Annotated in this window: 17 protein-coding genes; 4 read left to right on the forward strand and 13 right to left on the reverse strand. The window is 65.4% G+C overall.

Going from position 1 to position 19464, the window contains the following annotated elements; translation table 11 throughout:
• Positions 1 to 199: 199 nt before the first annotated feature.
• From pyk to gcl, 5 genes are all read right to left on the reverse strand, one after another.
• Positions 200 to 1615, reverse strand: coding sequence for a pyruvate kinase (gene pyk, locus ACW9UL_RS09495; RefSeq protein ID WP_457790380.1), 1416 nt, complete (start codon positions 1613 to 1615; stop codon positions 200 to 202).
• Positions 1612 to 2886, reverse strand: a complete 1275-nt coding sequence (locus ACW9UL_RS09500) for a glycerate kinase type-2 family protein (protein ID WP_457790382.1) — start codon at positions 2884 to 2886, stop codon at positions 1612 to 1614. Before ACW9UL_RS09500 ends, pyk begins: the two co-directional genes overlap by 4 nt.
• 198 nt (positions 2887 to 3084) lie before the next feature.
• Positions 3085 to 3975, reverse strand: coding sequence for a 2-hydroxy-3-oxopropionate reductase (locus ACW9UL_RS09505; protein ID WP_017679198.1), 891 nt, complete (start codon positions 3973 to 3975; stop codon positions 3085 to 3087).
• Positions 3976 to 3988: 13 nt separating this feature from the next.
• Entirely contained in the window at positions 3989 to 4771 is a 783-nt protein-coding gene (gene hyi, locus ACW9UL_RS09510) for a hydroxypyruvate isomerase (protein WP_457790384.1), read from the reverse strand.
• Between the two features lie 114 nt (positions 4772 to 4885).
• Positions 4886 to 6661 carry a glyoxylate carboligase gene (gcl, locus tag ACW9UL_RS09515; RefSeq protein WP_457790386.1) on the reverse strand — a complete coding sequence of 592 codons (1776 nt, stop codon included), beginning with the start codon at positions 6659 to 6661 and terminating at the stop codon, positions 4886 to 4888.
• A gap of 334 nt (positions 6662 to 6995) precedes the next feature.
• On the opposite strand from gcl, the gene ACW9UL_RS09520 reads away from it, so the two are divergent.
• Complete coding sequence (locus ACW9UL_RS09520) at positions 6996 to 7430, forward strand: GlcG/HbpS family heme-binding protein (RefSeq protein ID WP_021442614.1); 435 nt, start codon at positions 6996 to 6998, stop codon at positions 7428 to 7430.
• Positions 7431 to 7683: 253 nt separating this feature from the next.
• Here ACW9UL_RS09520 and ACW9UL_RS09525 read toward each other — a convergent pair whose 3' ends face one another.
• On the reverse strand, positions 7684 to 8328 hold the full coding sequence (locus ACW9UL_RS09525; protein ID WP_021442613.1) for a TetR/AcrR family transcriptional regulator: 645 nt from the start codon (positions 8326 to 8328) through the stop codon (positions 7684 to 7686).
• Positions 8329 to 8540: 212 nt separating this feature from the next.
• On the opposite strand from ACW9UL_RS09525, the gene moaA reads away from it, so the two are divergent.
• Positions 8541 to 9536, forward strand: coding sequence for a GTP 3',8-cyclase MoaA (gene moaA, locus ACW9UL_RS09530; protein ID WP_457790389.1), 996 nt, complete (start codon positions 8541 to 8543; stop codon positions 9534 to 9536).
• A 43-nt stretch (positions 9537 to 9579) separates the two neighbouring features.
• Positions 9580 to 10419: a substrate-binding periplasmic protein gene (locus ACW9UL_RS09535; protein WP_457790391.1), complete on the forward strand. Its 840-nt coding sequence runs from the start codon at positions 9580 to 9582 to the stop codon at positions 10417 to 10419.
• A gap of 4 nt (positions 10420 to 10423) precedes the next feature.
• Here ACW9UL_RS09535 and ACW9UL_RS09540 read toward each other — a convergent pair whose 3' ends face one another.
• The 7 genes from ACW9UL_RS09540 to puuE all read right to left on the reverse strand — a co-directional run bounded on the left by ACW9UL_RS09540 (position 10424) and on the right by puuE (position 18593).
• Entirely contained in the window at positions 10424 to 11890 is a 1467-nt protein-coding gene (locus tag ACW9UL_RS09540) for an NCS1 family nucleobase:cation symporter-1 (RefSeq protein WP_122108387.1), read from the reverse strand.
• Between the two features lie 483 nt (positions 11891 to 12373).
• The gene (locus ACW9UL_RS09545) at positions 12374 to 13234 is read right to left on the reverse strand and encodes an outer membrane protein OmpK (RefSeq protein WP_457790393.1); all 861 of its coding nucleotides are present in this window, start codon (positions 13232 to 13234) and stop codon (positions 12374 to 12376) included.
• A gap of 76 nt (positions 13235 to 13310) precedes the next feature.
• Entirely contained in the window at positions 13311 to 14813 is a 1503-nt protein-coding gene (locus tag ACW9UL_RS09550; protein WP_021443274.1) for a nucleobase:cation symporter-2 family protein, read from the reverse strand.
• Positions 14814 to 15239: 426 nt separating this feature from the next.
• Positions 15240 to 16541, reverse strand: coding sequence for a urate hydroxylase PuuD (locus ACW9UL_RS09555; protein ID WP_397485058.1), 1302 nt, complete (start codon positions 16539 to 16541; stop codon positions 15240 to 15242).
• A gap of 47 nt (positions 16542 to 16588) precedes the next feature.
• On the reverse strand, positions 16589 to 17092 hold the full coding sequence (locus ACW9UL_RS09560; protein WP_457790396.1) for an ureidoglycolate lyase: 504 nt from the start codon (positions 17090 to 17092) through the stop codon (positions 16589 to 16591).
• A 44-nt stretch (positions 17093 to 17136) separates the two neighbouring features.
• Positions 17137 to 17652, reverse strand: coding sequence for a 2-oxo-4-hydroxy-4-carboxy-5-ureidoimidazoline decarboxylase (gene uraD, locus ACW9UL_RS09565; protein ID WP_457790398.1), 516 nt, complete (start codon positions 17650 to 17652; stop codon positions 17137 to 17139).
• Complete coding sequence (gene puuE, locus ACW9UL_RS09570; protein ID WP_122108382.1) at positions 17649 to 18593, reverse strand: allantoinase PuuE; 945 nt, start codon at positions 18591 to 18593, stop codon at positions 17649 to 17651. The genes uraD and puuE overlap by 4 nt, the downstream gene beginning before the upstream one ends.
• Before the next feature lie 404 nt (positions 18594 to 18997).
• Here puuE and uraH point away from each other — a divergent pair, with 404 nt between their 5' ends.
• Entirely contained in the window at positions 18998 to 19351 is a 354-nt protein-coding gene (uraH, locus tag ACW9UL_RS09575) for a hydroxyisourate hydrolase (protein ID WP_021443269.1), read from the forward strand.
• The last annotated feature ends 113 nt before the right edge of the window (positions 19352 to 19464 follow it).

Raw genomic sequence — 19464 nt, forward strand, 5'->3', positions numbered from 1 at the left:
ACAAAAAGAGGCGTCCGATGGGCGCCTGCAAACTGGTTATGCCCGTGCGGGGCTCGGGGAACGCGTTCTTCCTGGATTCATTCGCGGCGGAAGCCGCTCCCACAAGGCCGCGTGTAGTGCGGATGAAGTCGGGGAAACAGGGGGATTTCCCCGGATTTCATCCGGGCTCCGGTGCTTTATTGCGTTGAGCGCCGCCGGCTCAATGCAGGGTTTCGATCCTCAGGCTGTTGGTGCTGCCGGGCTGGCCGAAGGGTTCGCCGGCGGTGATCACCACGGTGTCGCCGCGCTGGGCCATGCCCTGGGCCTGGGCGATCTCCAGTGCGGTGCTGGTGACTTCCTCGACCTTGTGCAGGCGCTCGTTGACCACCGAGTAGATGCCCCAGGCCACGGTCAGGCGCCGCGCGGTGGTCAGGCTCGGGGTCAGGCTGAGGATCGGCGCCTTGGGCCGCTCGCGCGAGGCGCGCAGGCTGGAGCTGCCGGATTCGGTGTAGTTGACCAATGCCGCCACAGGCAGGATCGCGCTGATACGGCGGATGGCGCAGCTGATGGCGTCGCTGGCGGTGGCCTCGGCCTGCGGGCGGCCGACGTCGAGCTGGCTCTGGTAGTCCGGGCCGTTCTCCACCTGGCGGATGATCTTGCTCATCATCTGCACGGTTTCCAGCGGGTAGTCGCCGGAGGCGGTCTCGGCCGACAGCATCACCGCATCGGCGCCTTCGGCGACGGCGTTGGCCACGTCGGTGACTTCGGCGCGGGTCGGCGCCGGCGAGAAGCGCATGGATTCGAGCATCTGCGTGGCGACGACCACCGGGCGGCCCAGTTGGCGGCAGGTGCGCACGATGTCCTTCTGGATGCGCGGCACGTTCTCGGCCGGCACTTCCACGCCCAGGTCACCGCGCGCCACCATGATGGCGTCACACAGCTTGGCGATTTCTTCGAGATGCTGCACCGCCGAGGGCTTCTCGATCTTGGCCATGAGGAAGGCCTTGCCCTGGATCAGTTCACGGGCCTCGACTATGTCCTCGGGGCGCTGCACGAACGACAGCGCCACCCAGTCCACGCCCAGCTCCAGGCCGAACGCCAGGTCGCGGCGGTCCTTCTCGGTCAGCGGCGACAGCTGCAGCACGGCCTCGGGCACGTTGACGCCCTTGCGGTCGGACAGCTCGCCACCGGCGACCACCTCGGTGATCACGGCATCGGCCTGCTTGGCGGTCACCTTCAGGCGCAGGCGGCCGTCGTCCAGCAGCAGGCTCATGCCCGGCTGCAGGGCTTCGATGATTTCCGGGTGGGGCAGGTTGACCCGGCTGGCGTCGCCGGGCGTGGCGTCCAGGTCCAGGCGCAGGCTCTGGCCGTTGACCAGTTGCACCTTGCCGTCGGCAAAGCGGCCGACACGCAGCTTCGGCCCCTGCAGGTCCATGAGGATGCCGATGGGCTGGCCCAGCTCGCGCTCCACCTCGCGCACCCACTGGTAACGCTGGGCGTGATCGGCGTGTTCGCCGTGGCTGAAGTTGAGGCGGAACAGGTTGACCCCGGCTTCCACCAGCTGGCGGATATGCGCGGCGTCGCGGATCGCCGGCCCGAGGGTGGCGAGGATCTTCACTTTCTTGTCGGCGTTCATTGGGCAGGGCTCTCAAGGATCAGAATGGCGCGGAAATCGTTGACGTTGGTACGGGTCGGCCCGGTGACTATCAGCTCGTCGAGGGCGGCGAAGTAGCCATAGCCGTTGTTGTTGTCCAGTTCGTCGCGGGCAGACAGGCCCTTGATGCCGGCGCGGGCATGGCTGTAGGGGGTCATGATGGCGCCGGCGTTGTCTTCGGAGCCGTCGATGCCGTCGGTGTCGCCGGCCAGCGCGTAGACGCCGGGCAGGCCCTTGAGGCTATCGGTGAGGCTGAGGAGGAATTCGGCGTTGCGCCCGCCGCGACCGTTGCCGCGCACGGTGACGGTGGTTTCGCCGCCGGAGAGGATCACGCACGGCGGTTTGATCGGCTGGCCGTGCAGCTGCACCTGGCGGGCGATGCCGGCATGCACCTTGGCCACGTCACGCGACTCGCCTTCCAGGTCGCCGAGAATCAGCACTGGCAGACCGGCCGCTTCGGCCTTGGCGGCGGCGGCGTCGAGCGATTGCTGCGGCGTGGCAATCAGCTGGAAGTGGCTGCGGGCGAGTACCGGGTCGCCCGGCTTGACCGTTTCCGAGCGCGGGTCCTGCAGCCAGGCGCGCACGTTGGCCGGGATGTCGATGGCGTAGCGGGCAAGAATGGCCAGGGCTTCGGCCGAGGTGGTGGGGTCGCCCACGGTGGGGCCGGAGGCGATCACCGTGGCCTCGTCGCCGGGCACGTCGGAGATGGCGTAGGTGTAGACCGTGGCCGGCCAGCAGGCCTTGGCCAGGCGACCGCCCTTGATCGCCGAGAGGTGCTTGCGCACGCAGTTCATCTCGCCGATGGTGGCGCCGGATTTGAGCAGCGCCTTGTTGATAGCCTGCTTGTCCTTAAGGCTGATGCCCTCTGCCGGCAGGGCCAGCAGCGAGGAGCCGCCGCCGGAGAGGAGGAAGATCACCCGGTCGTCTTCGGCCAGGTTCGACACCAGCTCCAGCACACGGCGCGCGACGCGCTCGCCGGCGTCGTCCGGTACCGGGTGAGCGGCTTCCACCACTTCGATCTTCTTGCAGTCGGCGCCGTGCTCGTAGCGGGTCACCACCAGGCCGCTGACCTCGCCTTGCCACTCCTGCTCGATCACCTCGGCCATGGCCGCGGCAGCCTTGCCGGCGCCGATGACGATGACGCGGCCGCTGCGGTCGGCGGGCAGGTGGTCGGCCAGCACCTGGCGCGGATGCGCGGCGGCGATGGCGGTGGCGAACAGGTCGCGCAGCAGGCGTTGCGGATCGAAGGTCATGGCGGCTTTCTCTTGTTCTGGGGTGACGCTGGATCGATTCCAGTCCGCAGGCGCCGCATGGCAGCGCCTGGGGAGTGGAATCGACCGACCTGGCAATCGGGCCGTGACACCTCCTGCCAGGAAGGTCGAAAGGGTGCCGGGGCTCGCCCGGCCAATCGGTGCGCACGGCGCACCCTACCGTGCGCCGTGTGCGGCGATTTACTCGCCGCGGATATTGAAGTTGGCCATGTGCTCCAGACCCTTGATCAGGGCTGAGTGGTCCCAGCCGCTGCCGCCGAGGGCCGCGCAGGTGCTGAACACCTGCTGGGCATTGGCGGTGTTGGGCAGGTTCAGGCCCAGCTCGCGGGCGCCGGACAGCGCCAGGTTGAGGTCCTTCTGGTGCAGGCTGATGCGGAAGCCCGGATCGAAGGTGCCCTTGATCATGCGCTCGCCGTGCACTTCGAGGATCTTCGAGCCGGCGAAGCCGCCCATCAGCGCTTCACGCACCTTGGCCGGGTCGGCGCCGTTCTTGGCGGCGAACAGCAGGGCTTCGGCGACTGCCTGGATGTTCAGCGCGACGATGATCTGGTTGGCCACCTTGGCGGTCTGGCCGTCGCCGTTGCCGCCGACGCGGGTGATGTTCTTACCCATGGCCTGGAACAGCGGCAGGGCGCGTTCGAAGGCGTTCGGGCAACCACCGACCATGATCGACAGGGTCGCGGCCTTGGCGCCGACTTCGCCGCCGGACACCGGGGCGTCCAGGTAGGCGGCGCCGGTGGCCTTGATCTTCTCGGCGAAGGCCTTGGTGGCGGTGGGGGAGATCGAGCTCATGTCGATCACCACCTTGCCGGCGCCGACGCCCTGGGCGATGCCGTTGTCGCGGAACAGCACGTCTTCGACCTGCGGGGTGTCCGGGACCATGACGATGATGAATTCGGCTTCCTGGGCCACTTCCTTCGGGTTGGCCAGGGCGATGCCGTTGTCGCCCAGCAGGTCGGCCGGCGCCTTGTCGAAGTGCTCGGAGAAGAACAGGGTGTGGCCGGCCTTCTGCAGGTTCTGCGCCATGGGCTTGCCCATGATGCCGGTGCCGATAAATCCGATTTTAGCCATGCGTAGAGTCTCCTCAGATTGCGTTGTGCGCTTTCATCCAGCCGAGGCCGGCAGCGGTGGTGGTTGCCGGCTTGTATTCACAGCCGATCCAGCCCTGGTAGCCGATGCGGTCCAGGTGCTCGAAGAGGAAGCGGTAGTTGATCTCGCCGGTGCCCGGCTCATTGCGGCCCGGGTTGTCGGCCAGCTGCACGTGGTTGATCGCGGCCAGGTGGCTCTCCACCGTGCGGGCCAGGTCACCTTCCATGATCTGCATGTGGTAGATGTCGTACTGCAGGTATAGGTTGGTGCTGCCGACCTTGTCGCGGGTGTCCAGGGCCTGCTTGGTGTTGTTCAGGTAGAAGCCGGGGATGTCGCGGGTGTTGATGGCTTCCATGACCAGGCGGATACCGGCGCCGGCCAGCTTGTCGGCGGCGTAGCGCAGGTTGTCGACGAAGGTCTTTTCCACGGTCGCGCAGTCCAGGCCCTGCGGGCGGATGCCGGCCAGGCAGTTGATCTGCTTGTTGCCCAGCACCTTGGCGTAGGCGATGGCCTGGTCGACGCCGGCGCGGAATTCCTCGACGCGATCCGGATGGCAGGCGATGCCGCGCTCGCCCTTGCCCCAGTCGCCGGCCGGCAGGTTAAACAGCACCTGCTCGAGCTGGTTGGCGTCCAGGCGGGCCTTGATCTCTTCCACCGGGAAGTCATAGGGGAAGAGGTATTCCACGCCGCTGAAACCGGCTTCGGCGGCGGCGGCGAAACGGTCCAGGAAGTCCACTTCGGTGAACAGCATGGACAGGTTGGCAGCAAAACGGGGCATGGTGTGCTCCTTGTCGTAGCCCGGATGCAATCCGGGGCGGTGTTGCGGTCTTCCCGGATTGCATCCGGGCTACGTCGTGGTGGCCGGGTGCGCGTGGCACACCCGGCGTACGGATCAATCCAGCAGCGAGATGGCGGTCGGCGCGTCGACGCCGCGCTCGGCCAGTTCCTCGAACTCGTTGATGGCGTTGATCTCGGTGCCCATGGAGATGTTGGTGACGCGCTCCAGGATGATCTCCACCACCACCGGCACGCGGTGCTCGGCCATCAGGCGCTTGGCTTCGGCGAAGGCGTTCTGCAGCTCGTTCGGGTCGAACACGCGGATCGCCTTGCAGCCCAGGCCCTCGACCACGGCGACGTGATCGACGCCGTAACCGTCGAGCTCCGGCGCGTTGATGTTCTCGAACGCCAGCTGCACGCAGTAGTCGATGTCGAAGCCGCGCTGCGCCTGGCGGATCAGGCCCAGGTAGGAGTTGTTCACCAGCACGTGGATGTACGGCAGGTTGAACTGCGCGCCGACGGCCAGCTCCTCGATCATGAACTGGAAGTCGTAGTCGCCGGACAGCGCCACCACGTTGCGGTTCGGGTCGGCCTTGACCACGCCGAGGGCCGCCGGAATGGTCCAGCCCAGCGGGCCGGCCTGGCCGCAGTTGATCCAGTGGCGCGGCTTGTACACGTGGAGGAACTGCGCGCCGGCGATCTGCGACAGGCCGATGGTGCTGACGTAGCAGGTGTCCTTGCCGAAGGCTTCGTTCATCTCTTCGTAGACGCGCTGCGGCTTGGCCGGCACGTTGTCGAAGTGGGTCTTGCGCTGCAGGGTGCGCTTGCGCTCGCGGCAGGCTTCGACCCAGGCGCTGCGGTCCTTCAGCTTGCCGGCGGCCTGCCACTCGCGGGCCACCTCGAGGAAGGCGTCCAGCGCGGCGCCGGCGTCGGAGACGATGCCCAGGTCCGGGTTGAACACGCGGCCGATCTGCGTCGGTTCGATGTCGACGTGGATGAACTTGCGGCCCTCGGTGTAGACCTCCACCGAACCGGTGTGACGGTTGGCCCAGCGGTTGCCGATGCCGAACACCAGGTCGGAGGCGAGCAGGGTGGCGTTGCCGTAGCGGTGCGAGGTCTGCAGGCCGACCATGCCGACCATCAGCTTATGGTCGTCGGGGATCGCGCCCCAGCCCATCAGGGTCGGCACCACCGGTACGCCGGTCAGCTCGGCGAATTCCACCAGCTTGTCCGCCGCGTCGGCGTTGAAGATGCCGCCACCGGCGACCAGCAGCGGGCGCTCGGCCTCGTTGAGCAGGGCGATGGCTTTCTCGGCCTGGATGCGGCTGGTGGTCGGCTTGGCCACCGGCAGCGGCTCGTAGGCGTCGATATCGAATTCGATCTCGGCCATCTGCACGTCGAACGGCAGGTCGATCAGCACCGGGCCGGGACGGCCGCTGCGCATTTCCTGGAAGGCGCGCTGGAAGGCGCGCGGCACCTGGCCGGGTTCCATCACGGTGGTCGCCCACTTGGTTACCGGGCCGACGATGCTGGTGATGTCGACCGCCTGGAAATCTTCCTTGTGCATGCGCGCACGCGGCGCCTGGCCGGTGATGCACAGAATCGGGATGGAGTCGGCCGACGCCGAGTACAGGCCGGTGACCATGTCGGTGCCGGCCGGGCCCGAGGTACCGATGCACACGCCGATGTTGCCGGCATTGGTGCGGGTGTAACCCTCGGCCATGTGCGAAGCGCCTTCGACGTGACGGGCCAGGACGTGATCGATGCCACCGAGTTTCTTCAGTGCGGCATACAGGGGGTTGATGGCAGCGCCGGGGACGCCGAACGCGGTATCGACGCCTTCGCGGCGCATCACCAGTACGGCTGCCTCGATTGCTCTCATTCTGGCCATAATCTTGTGCCTCTTTTGTTATCAGATTGTATACAAAACGCCTGTCTCGGATTCTATGCAGGCCATGACTTTGCGGTCAACAATTTTTCCGGTGCAGCCTGTCGCCTGGCCAAATTCTTTTGAAACGCCCGTTTGACGGGGTTGGCAGTGCAGGCGAAGAGGTGTGTCGCGCTAACTGTATACAATAAAAAATAATATTGTATGTAGTGGTTGAATTTTTTGTTTCTGGTGGGATAGTGAGGGCGAGCTTTGGATTGCCCGGGGCTGTCGGCATGCGCAGTGCCGGCCTCGCTCCGGGCGTTTCGTTCCCTTCGTCACTTCAGGAGTCATCCGCATGAGCAACTTGAACCTGCAAACCGCCAACGCCATCGGTAACCGCGCGCTGGCCGTGGGCCGCGAGATAAAGGCGGCGCCGCTGACCGTCGCCGTACTGGATGCCGGCGGGCATCTGATCTGCCTGCAGCGCGAGGACGGCGCCAGCCTGCTGCGCCCGCAGATCGCCATCGGCAAGGCCTGGGGCGCGCTGGCCCTGGGCAAGGGCTCGCGCCTGATCGCCGCCGACGCGCAGCAGCGCCCGGCCTTTATCGGGGCGGTGAACAACCTGGCCCAGGGCAGCCTGGTGCCGGCGCCGGGTGGCGTGCTGATCCGCGACGAGCGCGGCGAAGTGATCGGCGCCGTCGGCATCACCGGCGACACCTCGGATATCGACGAGCAGTGTGCGGTCAGCGCGCTGGAGTCGCTGGGGCTGAAGGCGGATGCCGGGGCGTAGGGTGGGCCGGGCGCACCGGCTTTACCGTCGGTGCGCGTTACGCCCGGATTGAATTCGGGCTACGACTGTGGGGGGATTGGCCGCGACTGCGGCTTGGAGGCGTCGCCGCTAAAGCGCCGCCGAGGTTGCGTAGGGTGGATGTCGCTTTTGACATCCACCGGAGCGGTGGATCGGTAAAGCGCGATCCGTCCTGCAGGCTGCCGAACATCTCTTTAACTCGGTACGCACGGCGCACCCTGCTGCGGTCAGCCGCTTAGACGCTGCTCACCAGCTCGGAAGCCGTGGACGGCGCCGGAGCCACTTCGCACCCCTTGAGCACCAGGCGGATGATGGTCTGCGCCGCAGCTTCGTAGTCGGCGTCGTCCAGGCTGGCCTTGCCGGTGACGGTGGAGATCTGCCAGTCGAAGTCGGCATAGGTCTGGGTCGCGGCCCAGATGCTGAACAGCAGGTGGTGCGGGTCGACCTGCGCCATCAGGCCCTGGTCGACCCAACGCTGGATGCAGGCGATGTTGTGCTTGGCCTGGGCATTGAGCTGTTCGGTCTGCTCCGGCGACAGGTGCGGCGCGCCGTGCATGATCTCGCTGGCGAATACCTTGGAGGCGTAAGGCAGCTCGCGGGAGATGCGGATCTTCGAGCGGATGTAGGCGGTCAGCACCTCGCTCGGGTGGCCCGCCTGGTTGAACGGCGCGGAGGCGGCCAGCAGCGGCTCGATAATGCTTTCCAGCACCTCGCGGTAGAGGTTTTCCTTGGACTTGAAGTAGTAGTAGACGTTGGGCTTGGGCAGGCCTGCCTTGGCCGCAATGTCGCTGGTCTTGGTGGCGGCGAAGCCCTTGTCGGCGAACTCTTCGCTGGCCGCGCGCAGGATCAGCTCTTTGTTTCGTTCGCGAATGCTGGTCATAAGGCCCTGTGATCTGCTCAGCCGCCGGGCGGCGGTCGGGCATGGTAGCACCGGCCTTGCGCGGGGCTCAAGCCAGCGGCCACGGGCCGCACAGCGGCTATCTGACCCTCGGGTCAAATTCCTGTATACAAAAAATCGCTTTTCTGTTTCTATCCCTGTCAGCGATATCCATAACAAAAAGTCTCGGCGCGCGACGCTGCAGGAGACCGGCTGTGCATACGACCCAACTCGTCGACCCCTTCGGCCGGCGCATCACCTACCTGCGGCTGTCGGTCACCGACCGCTGCGACTTTCGCTGCACCTACTGCATGAGCGAGGACATGGTCTTCGCCCCGCGCCAGCAGATTCTCAGTCTGGAAGAACTCTACGCCGTGGCCGACGCCTTTATCGGTCTCGGGGTGCGGCGCGTGCGCATCACCGGCGGCGAACCGCTGGTGCGCAAGAACCTGCTGAGCCTGCTGCAGCGCCTGGGCGCGCGCGCGGAGCTGGACGACCTGGCGATCACCACCAACGGCACGCAGCTGGCCGAGCTGGCGCCGCAGCTGCGCGCGGCCGGCGTGCGCCGCCTGAACGTCAGTCTGGATTCGCTCAAGCGCGAGCGTTTCGCCGCCTTCACCCGGCGCGACAAGCTCGACCAGGTGCTGGCCGGCATCGACGCGGCGCGCGCCGCCGGTTTCGAGCGGATCAAGCTCAACAGCGTGGTGCAGCGCGGGCGCAACGACGACGAGGTGCTCGATCTGGTCGAGTTCGCCATCGCCCGCGGCCTGGACATCAGCTTTATCGAGGAAATGCCGCTGGGCAGCGTGGTCAGTCACAGGCGCGAGCAGACCTTCTGCTCCAGCGACGAGGTGCGCGCGCGCATCGAGCAGCGCCATGCGCTGGTGCGCAGCAGCCAGGTCACCGGCGGGCCGTCGCGCTACTGGCAGGTGGTCGGCAGCGAGACGCGGGTCGGTTTTATCTCCCCGCACAGCCACAACTTCTGCGGCGACTGCAACCGCGTGCGGGTCACCGCCGAGGGCAAGCTGGTGCTCTGCCTCGGCCACGACAACGCGCTGGATCTCAAGCGCCTGCTGCGCGCCCACCCCGGCGACGGCGCGCACCTGCGCCAGGCGCTGATCGAGGCGCTGCGCCTGAAACCCGAGCGGCACCACTTCGCCAGCGACGAGCAGGTACAGGTGGTGCGCTTTATGAGCATGACCGGCGGCTGAGCCGCCTGACCGGATTCCCAGAACAACAATAAGGAGGCTTGCAATGAAGCCCGTACCACTGTGTCTGCTGTCTGCCGTTCTGCTGACGCCCACTGCCCTGGCGCAAAGCTATGTGGTCGGCGTCGAGGATCTGCCGTTCGCCCCGCACTACAGCCTCGACGCCCAGGGCGACTACCGCGGTTTCGCCCGCGAGGTGCTGGATGCCTTCGCCGCCGACAGCGGTATCAGCCTGAGTTACAAGGCGCTGCCGGTGGAGCAGCTGTTGCCGGCGCTGCAGCGCGGCGAGATCGATTTCAAGTACCCGGACAGCCCGCACTGGGCGCAGGCGCAGAAGGACGGCATGACCCTGCACTACAGCCAGGCGGTGGTCGATTACGTCGACGGCGTGCTGGTGGCGCCGCAGCGCCAGGGCCAGGCGCTGGAGGGCATCGCTCGCCTGGCCATGGTGCAGGGCTGGACGCCGCGCGGTTACGAGCAGCGCATCGACAGCGGGCAGATCCGCCTGAGCTACAGCGACGATCTGCGCCAGATGATTCGCCAGGCGCTGAAGCAGGACACCGACGGCGCCTACTTCAACGTGGTGGTGGCGACCCATTACCTCGACAACATCCGCGCCCGCCCCGGCGCCCTGGTGTTCGACCCCAAGCTGCCGCACACCCGCGGCAGCTTCCACCTGTCGAGCGCTCGCCAGCCCGAGCTGATCGCGCGCTTCGACCGTTTTCTCGGCGAGCGCGCGGCGCAGGTCGCGGCGCTGAAGGACAAGCACCGGGTCGAGGCCAATCTGGACAGCGAGTACATCGGCCTGGAGCAGTGGAAGGTGGACTTTCTCGAACGCCAGAAAGCCAAAGCCGGCGCACGGGCGCCGGCTTCGTCCACCCCGTGAGGCTTCAGACGACAGCGCTGGCGCGCTTCACCGCCTGGGCCTGGCCACGCATCAGTCCGTAGTGCAGGGCTGCGCCGAGCAGTGCGCCGAAGATCCAGGCGTAGCCGGACAGCTGGCTCAGGCCCGGGGTCCATACCGAGGCGACGGAGAACACCGAGGCCACCGCGAAGGCGATCAGCGCCTTGCGGTTCCAGCCGCCGTCGAAGTAGTAGGCCGAGCCGACCTCGGCGCTGAACAGCTGCTGCAGGTCGAGCTTGCCGCGGCGCACCAGGTAGTAGTCGGCGACGATGATGCCGTACAGCGGCGCCAGCACCGCGCCCAAGGTGTCGACGAAGGCGGCGATGCCGACGTTGCTGATGAAGGCCACCCACAGCGCGCCGATGAAGAAGGCGATGGCCGCGGTGATGAAGCCGCCGGTGCGCGCGCTGATATGCGCCGGCGCCAGGTTGGCCAGGTCGTAGGCCGGCGGGATGAAGTTGGCCACCAGGTTGATGCCCACGGTCGCGGCGAAGAAGGTCAGCGCGGCGATGATGGTCAGGCTCAGGTTGTCCACCCGCGCGACGATGTCGGTGGGGTTGGTCAGCGTCTCGCCGAACACCACCACGGTGCCGGCGGTGATCACCAGGGCGATCAGCGAGAAGAACGCCAGGCTCACCGGCAGGCCGAGGAAGTTGCCGACGGTCATCTGCTTCTCGCTTTTGACGAAGCGGGCGAAGTCGCCGTAGTTGATCACCACCGCAGCGAAGTAGGCGACCATGGTGCCGACCACGGCGAAGAAGGCGGCTACCGGGCCGGCGGCATACTCGCCGCTGCCGTCGAAGATGTTGCCCAGCTCGCCGAGCAGGCTGGGGCCGGCCTGGTACCAGATCATCGCCATCAGCGCGATCATCACCACGTAGACCAGCGGCCCGGCCCAGTTGAGGAACTTGGTGATCCAGTCGATGCCGCGGATGAACAGCGCCACCTGGAACACGCAGACGATCAGGTAGGACAGCCAGCCGATGGCGGTCATGCCGAGGAAGGTGGCCGGCGCCTCGGGCTGCAGCAGCGAGTTGAGCAGCAGCGCCACCGCGGTGGAGGCGAAGTAGGTCTGCACGCCGTACCAGAAAATCGCGACTATGCCGCGTACCAGGGCCGGGAAGTTGGCGCCGCGCACGCCCATGCTGGCACGGGCGAACACCGGGAAGGGAATGCCGTACTTCACGCTCGGCTTGCCGGTCAGCTGCACCAGGCCCATGACGATGAAACCGGCGAGGACGATGCCGGCCAGCACCGCCCAGCCGTTGAGCCCGTAGGAGATGAACAGGGTGGCGGCCAGGGTGTAGCCGAACAGGCTCTGGATGTCGTTGGACCAGACGTTGAAGATCTCGAACCAGCCCCATTTGCGTTTCTCCGGGGCGAGCGGGGCGAGGTCCTCGTTGTGCAGCGAGGTATCGATGTGCTTGATGCGGAATTCTTCGGCGTTGGACATGGACAGCTCCCAGTTTTGTTCTTGCGCCTTGGCGGCGTATGAGGAGATTTGTCTGCAGGTTCCGTTCCGTTTTTGTAGACGCCGTTCGGCCGATCTTATGTATACAGCCGTTTCGGCAGAATTTCGGTAGGAACCTGATTGCCTTGTACACATAAAATGCGCCGCTGAATATGGCTTTCTGACAAATTGCACACAAAAAACATATTTATTGTGTGCAAAAACTTGACCTGCTGGTCAATTGTATGCTTGCAAAGCATTGATGGAGAAGCCGGATAGGGCGGCTCGATCCTGCACCGATGCGGTGCTGGGCCTGGTTCGTAAGCGCCCGGTTGGTGCGGGGGGGAAGCCGGTTTGGTAAAGGCGCTGCTCCGTGCGCCCCTTGCGCTCGGCGCAAAGAAAAAGGGGGAGGGGCGTAAGGCCCATCCCCCTTTTTACCCGGCCGCCGTCCCTACCCGACGTCGGCCAAGTGGGGTGTGGCAGTGGTCAGAAGTGGTACTTGACCAGTGCCTGCACGGCGGTCTGGTCGAAGCCGTCGGTGGAACCGTCCACCGGCTTCACGCCGTACTTTTTGTGCCACATGTTCACTTCGGTGCCGACGTAGAGCTGGCGTTCCTTGCCGAACAGGGCCTTGCCGGCGTCCCACTTGACCTGGATCGAGGAGCCCACCGAGGTCTGGGTGCCGGCATCGCTGGACGGCGAGCGCCAGTCGACGAAGCCGTCGACCAAAAAGTCCTGCTGGCCGACGCTGAAGGGGTAGGCGGCGGAGACGGTCAGCTGGGTGGCGTAGCCGTTGCTGTCGCTGTCGGCGAAGAAGGTGTGGTTGTTGATCTTCACCCGGTACAGGTTGGTCTTGAAGAAGGCGAAACCGGGCACGTCCCAGTCCAGGCCGACGCCGTACAGGTAGTTCTCCGGGCCGGGGCCGCCTTCGCCTTTCTCGTAGGTGAAGGCGGCGTAGACGTCCTTGATCGGGCCGGCGGCCAGCTTCTGCCCGGTCAGCCAGCTGAGGCTGACGCGCGGGGAGAACTCCATGTAGTAAAAGGAATCCTTGTCGTGCTGGCGGAAGGTACCGTTGTCGAAGCTGCCGCGCGACTGCACGTTGTCGGCGCGGATGTAGTCGAGGAAGTAGAACACGTCGCCCCAGGCCCAGCCGCTGGCGTGCTCGAAGGTGAAGGTGGTCTGGGTGCGCTGCTCCTCGCCATTGAAGTTCATGCGCTGGAAATTTTCGCCGTACAGGTAGGACAGGCTGTTGTCCTGCCAGTAGAGCAGGTCGCCGGCGAGCGCCTGCTGGCCGGAGAACAGTCCGGCGGAGAGGGCGAGGCAGTGGGGCAGATGCTTGAGTTTCATGGATTTTCCTTATTGTTGGAGTGCAAGCAGGTAGCTCCCGGCGGCGCGCCGCCGGGAGGGGAAGCGAGGTTGGTGGTCAGCTCGGTCGCGCGTCCGGGGTAAGGTCGCGGCTGAGGGTCTTGAGGCTGCCGTCGTCGACGGCCTCGTCGTCCTGGCGGTTCTGCAGCACGGTGTGCAGGTGTGCCTCGGGGTCGTAGTCGTCTTCCTCGACCTCGTGGGTCTCGTCGGGCAGGAAGATGTTCAGCACGATGGCGCTGAAGGCGCCGATGGTGATCGGCGAGCCGAAGATGTTTTTCAGCACGTCCGGCATGTGCGACAGCACGTCCGGCACGCCGGCCACGCCCAGGCCCAGGCCCAGGGAGATGGCCACGATCAGCACGTTGCGGCGGTGCAGGCCGGCTTCGCTGAGGATCTTGATGCCGGCCACGGCGACGGTGCCGAACATGATCAGGGTGGCGCCGCCGAGCACCGGCTTGGGCATCAGCTGCAGCACCGCGCCGACCACCGGGAACAGGCCGAGCAGCACCAGGATGCCGGCGATGTAGAAGCCCACGTGGCGGCTGGCCACGCCGGTGAGCTGGATCACCCCGTTGTTCTGGCTGAAGGTGGTCATCGGCAGGCTGTTGAACATGGCGGCGACCGCCGAGTTGCAGCCGTCGGCCAGTACCCCGGACTTGATCCGGCGCATGTACAGCGGGCCCTTGACCGGCTGCTTGGAGATGATCGAGTTGGCGGTCAGGTCGCCGGCGGTCTCCAGCGGGGTGATCAGGAAGATCACCGCGATCGGCACGAAGGCGATCCAGTCGAAGCCGAAGCCGTACTTGAACGGCTGCGGCACGCTGATCAGCGGCACCTCGGCCATGTTGGCGAAATCCACCCGGCCGGTGAACCAGGCAACGGTGAAGCCCAGGGCCAGGCCGATGATCACCGCCGACAGGCGCAGCACCTGCGAGGAGGCGCGGTTGAGCAGGACGATGGTGCCCAGCACCAGGCCGCCGAGGGCCAGGTGATGCAGGGCGCCGAGGTCTGGCGCGCCGTAGCCGCCGGCCAAGTCGGTCATGCCCACCTTGATCAGCGACAGGCCCATCAGGCAGATGATGGTGCCGGTGACCACCGGGGTGATCACCTTGCGCAGCTTGTTGATGAACTGGCTGAAGGCGATCTCGACGAAGGCGGCGCAGAAGCAGATGCCGAACAGCGTGGCGAGTATCTCCTCCTCGCTGGCGCCGCGGCCCTTGACGATGAAGCCGGCACTGAGCACCACGCTGAGAAAGCCGAAGCTGGTGCCCTGCAGGCACAGCAGGCCGGAGCCGATCGGGCCGATGCGCTTGGCCTGGACGAAGGTGCCGAGGCCGGAGACGAACAGCGCCATGCTCACCAGGTAGGGCACGTGGGCGCCGAGGCCGAGGGCGCTGCCGACGATCAGGGTGGGGGTGATGATGCCGACGAAGCTGGCCAGCACATGCTGCAGCGCCGCGAAGATGGCAGGGGCGAAGGCTGGGGTGTCGTCCAGCTGGTAGATCAGGTCGCTGTTGCCGGAAGGCGCAGCTGGGGCTTGGGTGTTGCGGTCTGTGGTCATGTCATAGCCTGCCAGTTGTTTTTATATGGTCATGGGCTTACACGAGGCTTCACGGCACCTCTGCTCTGCTCGAAGGAAAACTGTCCAATCGGTCAGAATGTGCCGACTATACAACTTGTGGACATGGTTAAAAACAATTTATTTGTGGATTGTGCACAAAAACTGAACCGCCGGTCAGCTTGCGCTGCCGGCGGTTCGGCGGTTCGGCGGTTCGGCGGGGTGTCGGGTTGGCGGTTGAGTCGCTCCCGCACGAAGCAGGGGCGTAGGGTGGGCTTTAGCCCACCAACGGTGGTCAGCGTGGGCTAAAGCGGATCGCCGCCCGGCCCGCCCTACAAGGCCCCCGAGCCTGCCCTGGCTAGCCACAGCTAACAGGGACATCGCCAAAAAAAATGCCGCGCCCAGTCACGGGCGCGGCATGTGTGGCAATCAGTTAGTCTGGGCGCCCTGGGCGATCCAGCTGCCGATCAAATCGCGCTCGTCCTGGGTCATCTGGGTGATGTTGCCCAGCGGCATGATCTGCGTGGCCACGGTCTGCGCATGGATCTTGGCCGCCTGCGCCTTCATCTGCTCGGGGGTGTCGAGCATGAAACCGGCCGGCGCGGTGCTGAACATCGGGCTGCTCGGGGTGGCCGAGTGGCAGACGGTGCAGCGCTCGTGGATCACGCTCTCGACCTTGGCGAAGTCGGCGCTGCCAGTGCTGGCGGTTGCGTCGGCTGCGGCGCTTTCGCTGGCGGCGGGCGCCGCGGGGGCGGCTTCGCTCACTTCCTCGACCTTGGCCAGGGTTTCGCTGGCGGCCTGTTCGACCACGGCCACCGGTGCGGCGGTCGGCGCCTGACGTACCGGGGCGGTGACGTAGGCCAGGCAGATCATGCCCAGCGCCGCGGCCGGCAGGGTCCAGACGTACTTGCTGCTGTCGTGGCGGGTGTTGAAGTAGTGACGCACCAGCACGGCCAGGATCGCGATACCGGCCAGGATCAGCCAGTTGTACTGGCTGCCGTAGGTGCTCGGGAAGTGGTTGCTGATCATGATGAACAGCACCGGCAGGGTGAAGTAGTTGTTGTGGCGCGAGCGCAGCAGGCCCTTGGCCGGCAGGGTCGGATCGGGCGTGGTGTTGTCTTCGATCGCCTTAACCAGCGCGCGCTGGGCCGGCATGATGGTGAAGAACACGTTGCCGACCATGATGGTGCCGATGATGGCGCCGACATGGATGTACGCCGCGCGGCCGCTGAAGATCTGGCTGAAGCCGTAGGCGGCGGCGATGATCAGGACGAACAGCACTGCGCCGAGCAGGGCCGGGCGCTTGCCCAGCGGCGAATCGCAGAGGAAGTGATAGGCCACGTAGCCGGCGATCATCGAGCCGAAGCCGATGACGATGCCCATGGCCGGTGCCAGCTCGACGCCCGGCTTGATCAGGTACAGGCTGGGGTTGAGGTAGTACACCACCAGCATCAGGGCGATGCCCGACAGCCAGGTGGCATAGGCCTCCCATTTGAACCAGTGCAGGTTCTCCGGCATTTTCGGCGGAGCCAGCTTGTACTTTTCCAGGTGGTAGATGCCGCCGCCGTGAATCGCCCAGAGGTCGCCCGAGAGGCCCTCGCGGGGGTTGCTACGGTTGAGGTTGTTCTCCAGCCAGACGAAATAGAAGGATGCGCCGATCCAGGCGATACCGGTGATCATATGGATCCAGCGGATGCCCAGGTTTAGCCATTCGGTGAAATGTGCTTCCACGATCTGTACCTCTTTCCCGGGATAGGCACGCCAGCCCCGGGCTTCTCTTATTGGTGGGGGTTGAGGAGAAGGAGCTCGTCCTCATTGAAGAAATGCTCATCGCAGTTGTTGCCGGAACCACTGCGATCAACCACCAGGAAGTCATCCCGCTTTTCGATCGTCAGCACCGGGTGGTGCCAGACGCCGCGATGGTAATTTATGCCCTGCCTGCCATTGCTGAGGAAGGCACGGACGGACCCTGATACAGGTACATCGCCAACTGGCGCGACCACGATCAGAAAGGGGTTGCCGAGCAGCGGTATGAAAGCCTGGCTGCCCAGCGGATGGCGTTCCAGCATGCGGATGGTCAAGGGCATCTGCAGCGACTCGGCGCTGAAGATACTGATGATGGCCCGATCCTCCGGCTGCGCGGTCTCCACCGTGGCCAGCTTGTGATAGCGGCGGGTGGAGCCGTTGTTGATCATGAAGAAGTCGCTGCCCTCGGTTTCGATCACGTCACCGAAAGGGGCGAAGGCTTCTTTGCTCAGGGGCTCGATGGTCAGGCTACGCATGGCTGTTCTACTTGTTCGATTCGGTTGTCGGGGCTGCGCCAGCCTTACAGCTGCTGCAGGCGGAATAGGGCGATCTTGTTGATCTCGGCCAGGGCGGTGGCGAATTCCTGCTCCGGCGTGTTGTGGATGCGCTCCTCGAAGGCGGCCAGAATCTGGTGGCGGTTGCTGCCCTTGACCGCCTTGATGAAGGGGAAGCCGAACTTGGCCTTGTAGGCGTCGTTGAGTTCGGTGAAGCGGGCGAACTCCTCGGCGGTGCATTCATGGATGCCGGCGCCGGACTGCTCGGCGGTGCTGGAGGCGGTCAGCTCGCCACGCACTGCAGCCTTGCCGGCCAGGTCCGGGTGCGCGTTGATCAGCGCCAGCTGCGCCTCATGACTGGCGGACAGGAGGATGTCGGCCATGCGCTGCTGCAGGCCGTCGATCTCGTCGACGCTAGCGTCCAGGCCGAGATCGTAGGCCTTCTCGGCGACCCAGGGCGAGTGCTCGTAGATGTCGGCGAAGGCGGCAACGAAGGCCTCGCGGCTCAGCTGGGACGGGGTCAGGGTCTGGAAACGGCTCATTTGCTGCTCTCTTGTTCGGCGGTCGCACGGAAGGGGTGGGTGGCGTGCCAGTGCTTGGCGATGTCGACGCGGCGGGCGCACCAGACCTTGTCGTGGCTCTTCACGTAGTCGAGGAAGCGTGCCAGCGAAGCCAGGCGCGCCGGGCGGCCGAGCAGGCGGCAGTGCATGCCGATCGACAGCATCTTCGGTGCGCCGGCCTCGCCCTCGGCGTAGAGCACGTCGAAGGCATCCTTGAGGTATTCGAAGAAATCGTCGCCCTTGTTGAAGCCCTGCACCTGGGTGAAGCGCATGTCGTTGGTGTCCAGGGTGTAGGGGATCACCAGGTGCGGCTTCTCCGCAGTGCTGGCCGGGTCCCAGTAGGGCAGGTCGTCGTCGTAGGTGTCGGAGTCGTAGAGGAAACCGCCTTCCTCGCGCACGATGCGCCGGGTGTTCGGGCCCAGGCGACCGGTGTACCAGCCCAGCGGGCGCTCGCCGGTCAGCTCGGTGAGGATGCGGATGGCCTCGAGCATGTGCTCGCGCTCGGTGGCCTCGTCCATGTTCTGGTAATCGATCCAGCGGTAGCCGTGGCTGCAGATCTCGTGACCGGCGGCGACCATCTGGCGGATCGCCTCGGGATGACGCTGGGCGGCCATGGCCACGGCGAACACGGTCAGCGGAATGTCGTGTTTCTTGAACAGGTTGAGCAGGCGCCACACGCCGGCGCGGCTGCCGTACTCGTAGAGCGACTCCATGCACAGGTTGCGCTGGCCCTGCAGCGGCTGGGCGGCGACCATCTCGGAGAGAAAGGCCTCGGACTCCTTGTCGCCATGGAGGATGTTGCGCTCGCCGCCTTCCTCGTAGTTGAGCACGAAGGACAGGGCGATGCGGGCATCGCCCGGCCAGTGCGGATGCGGAGGGGTGTCGCCGTAGCCGATCAAATCGCGTGGGTAATCAGCGCTCACTGCAGTCTTCCTATCTGGAACGTTGCGGTCACTGCGCGCCTCGGGATCGGAAGGCTGCGCGACCGGGATGGCTAATTGTATACAAAGTTAGTTGCCGTTTGTAAATCGACTTTTCGTCATTTTCTTCCCTGGTCGAGCAAGCAAGAATCTTGCCTGATTGGTCAGCTATGTGCTCCGCTGCTGGCGTGGCTGCTGAGTTGCATGCCGATGGGGCGCGAACGATCCGGTTGTCAGGTCGGGCTTTTTGCTGGATTTATTGTGTACAATTTTTGTGTAAAGTGTTTTATATTCGCTCTACGTGCTATCCTGCCAGAGCGTCGGAGCACTGCGACGAGCCGATTTCAACAGAGTAGAGGAGGTGTGGTGTCCGTGTAGCCGCAGGCCGCGACGGGCGCCCGAGAGCCATGGGACGTTTGACTACGCATGTACTGGACGCCGCGCACGGTTGTCCGGGGAGTGACATCAAGGTCGAGCTGTACCGCGTCGAAGGCGCGCAGCTGGAGCTGATCAACAGCGTTACCACCAACCACGACGGCCGTTGCGATGCGCCGGTGCTGCAGGGCGAGGACTACCGCACGGGCGTCTACCAGCTGCACTTCCACGCTGGCGACTATTACCGCGCCCGTGGCGTGAAGCTGCCGGATACGGCGTTCCTCGATGTAGTGGTGCTGCGCTTCGGCATCGACGCCGGCCAGGAGCACTACCATGTGCCGCTACTGATTTCCCCCTACAGCTACTCCACCTACCGCGGTAGCTGAGTGACTGGCGGGCCAGCTGCCCGTCAGACGAATGCTTGTCACCCTCAGACTCGTTCGAGTCCTTAGGCCCGCTCACACTGCGGGCTTTTTTTTGCCCGCGTTGCAGGGCTGTG

The sequence above is a fragment of the Pseudomonas sp. PL-6 genome (assembly GCF_054110165.1).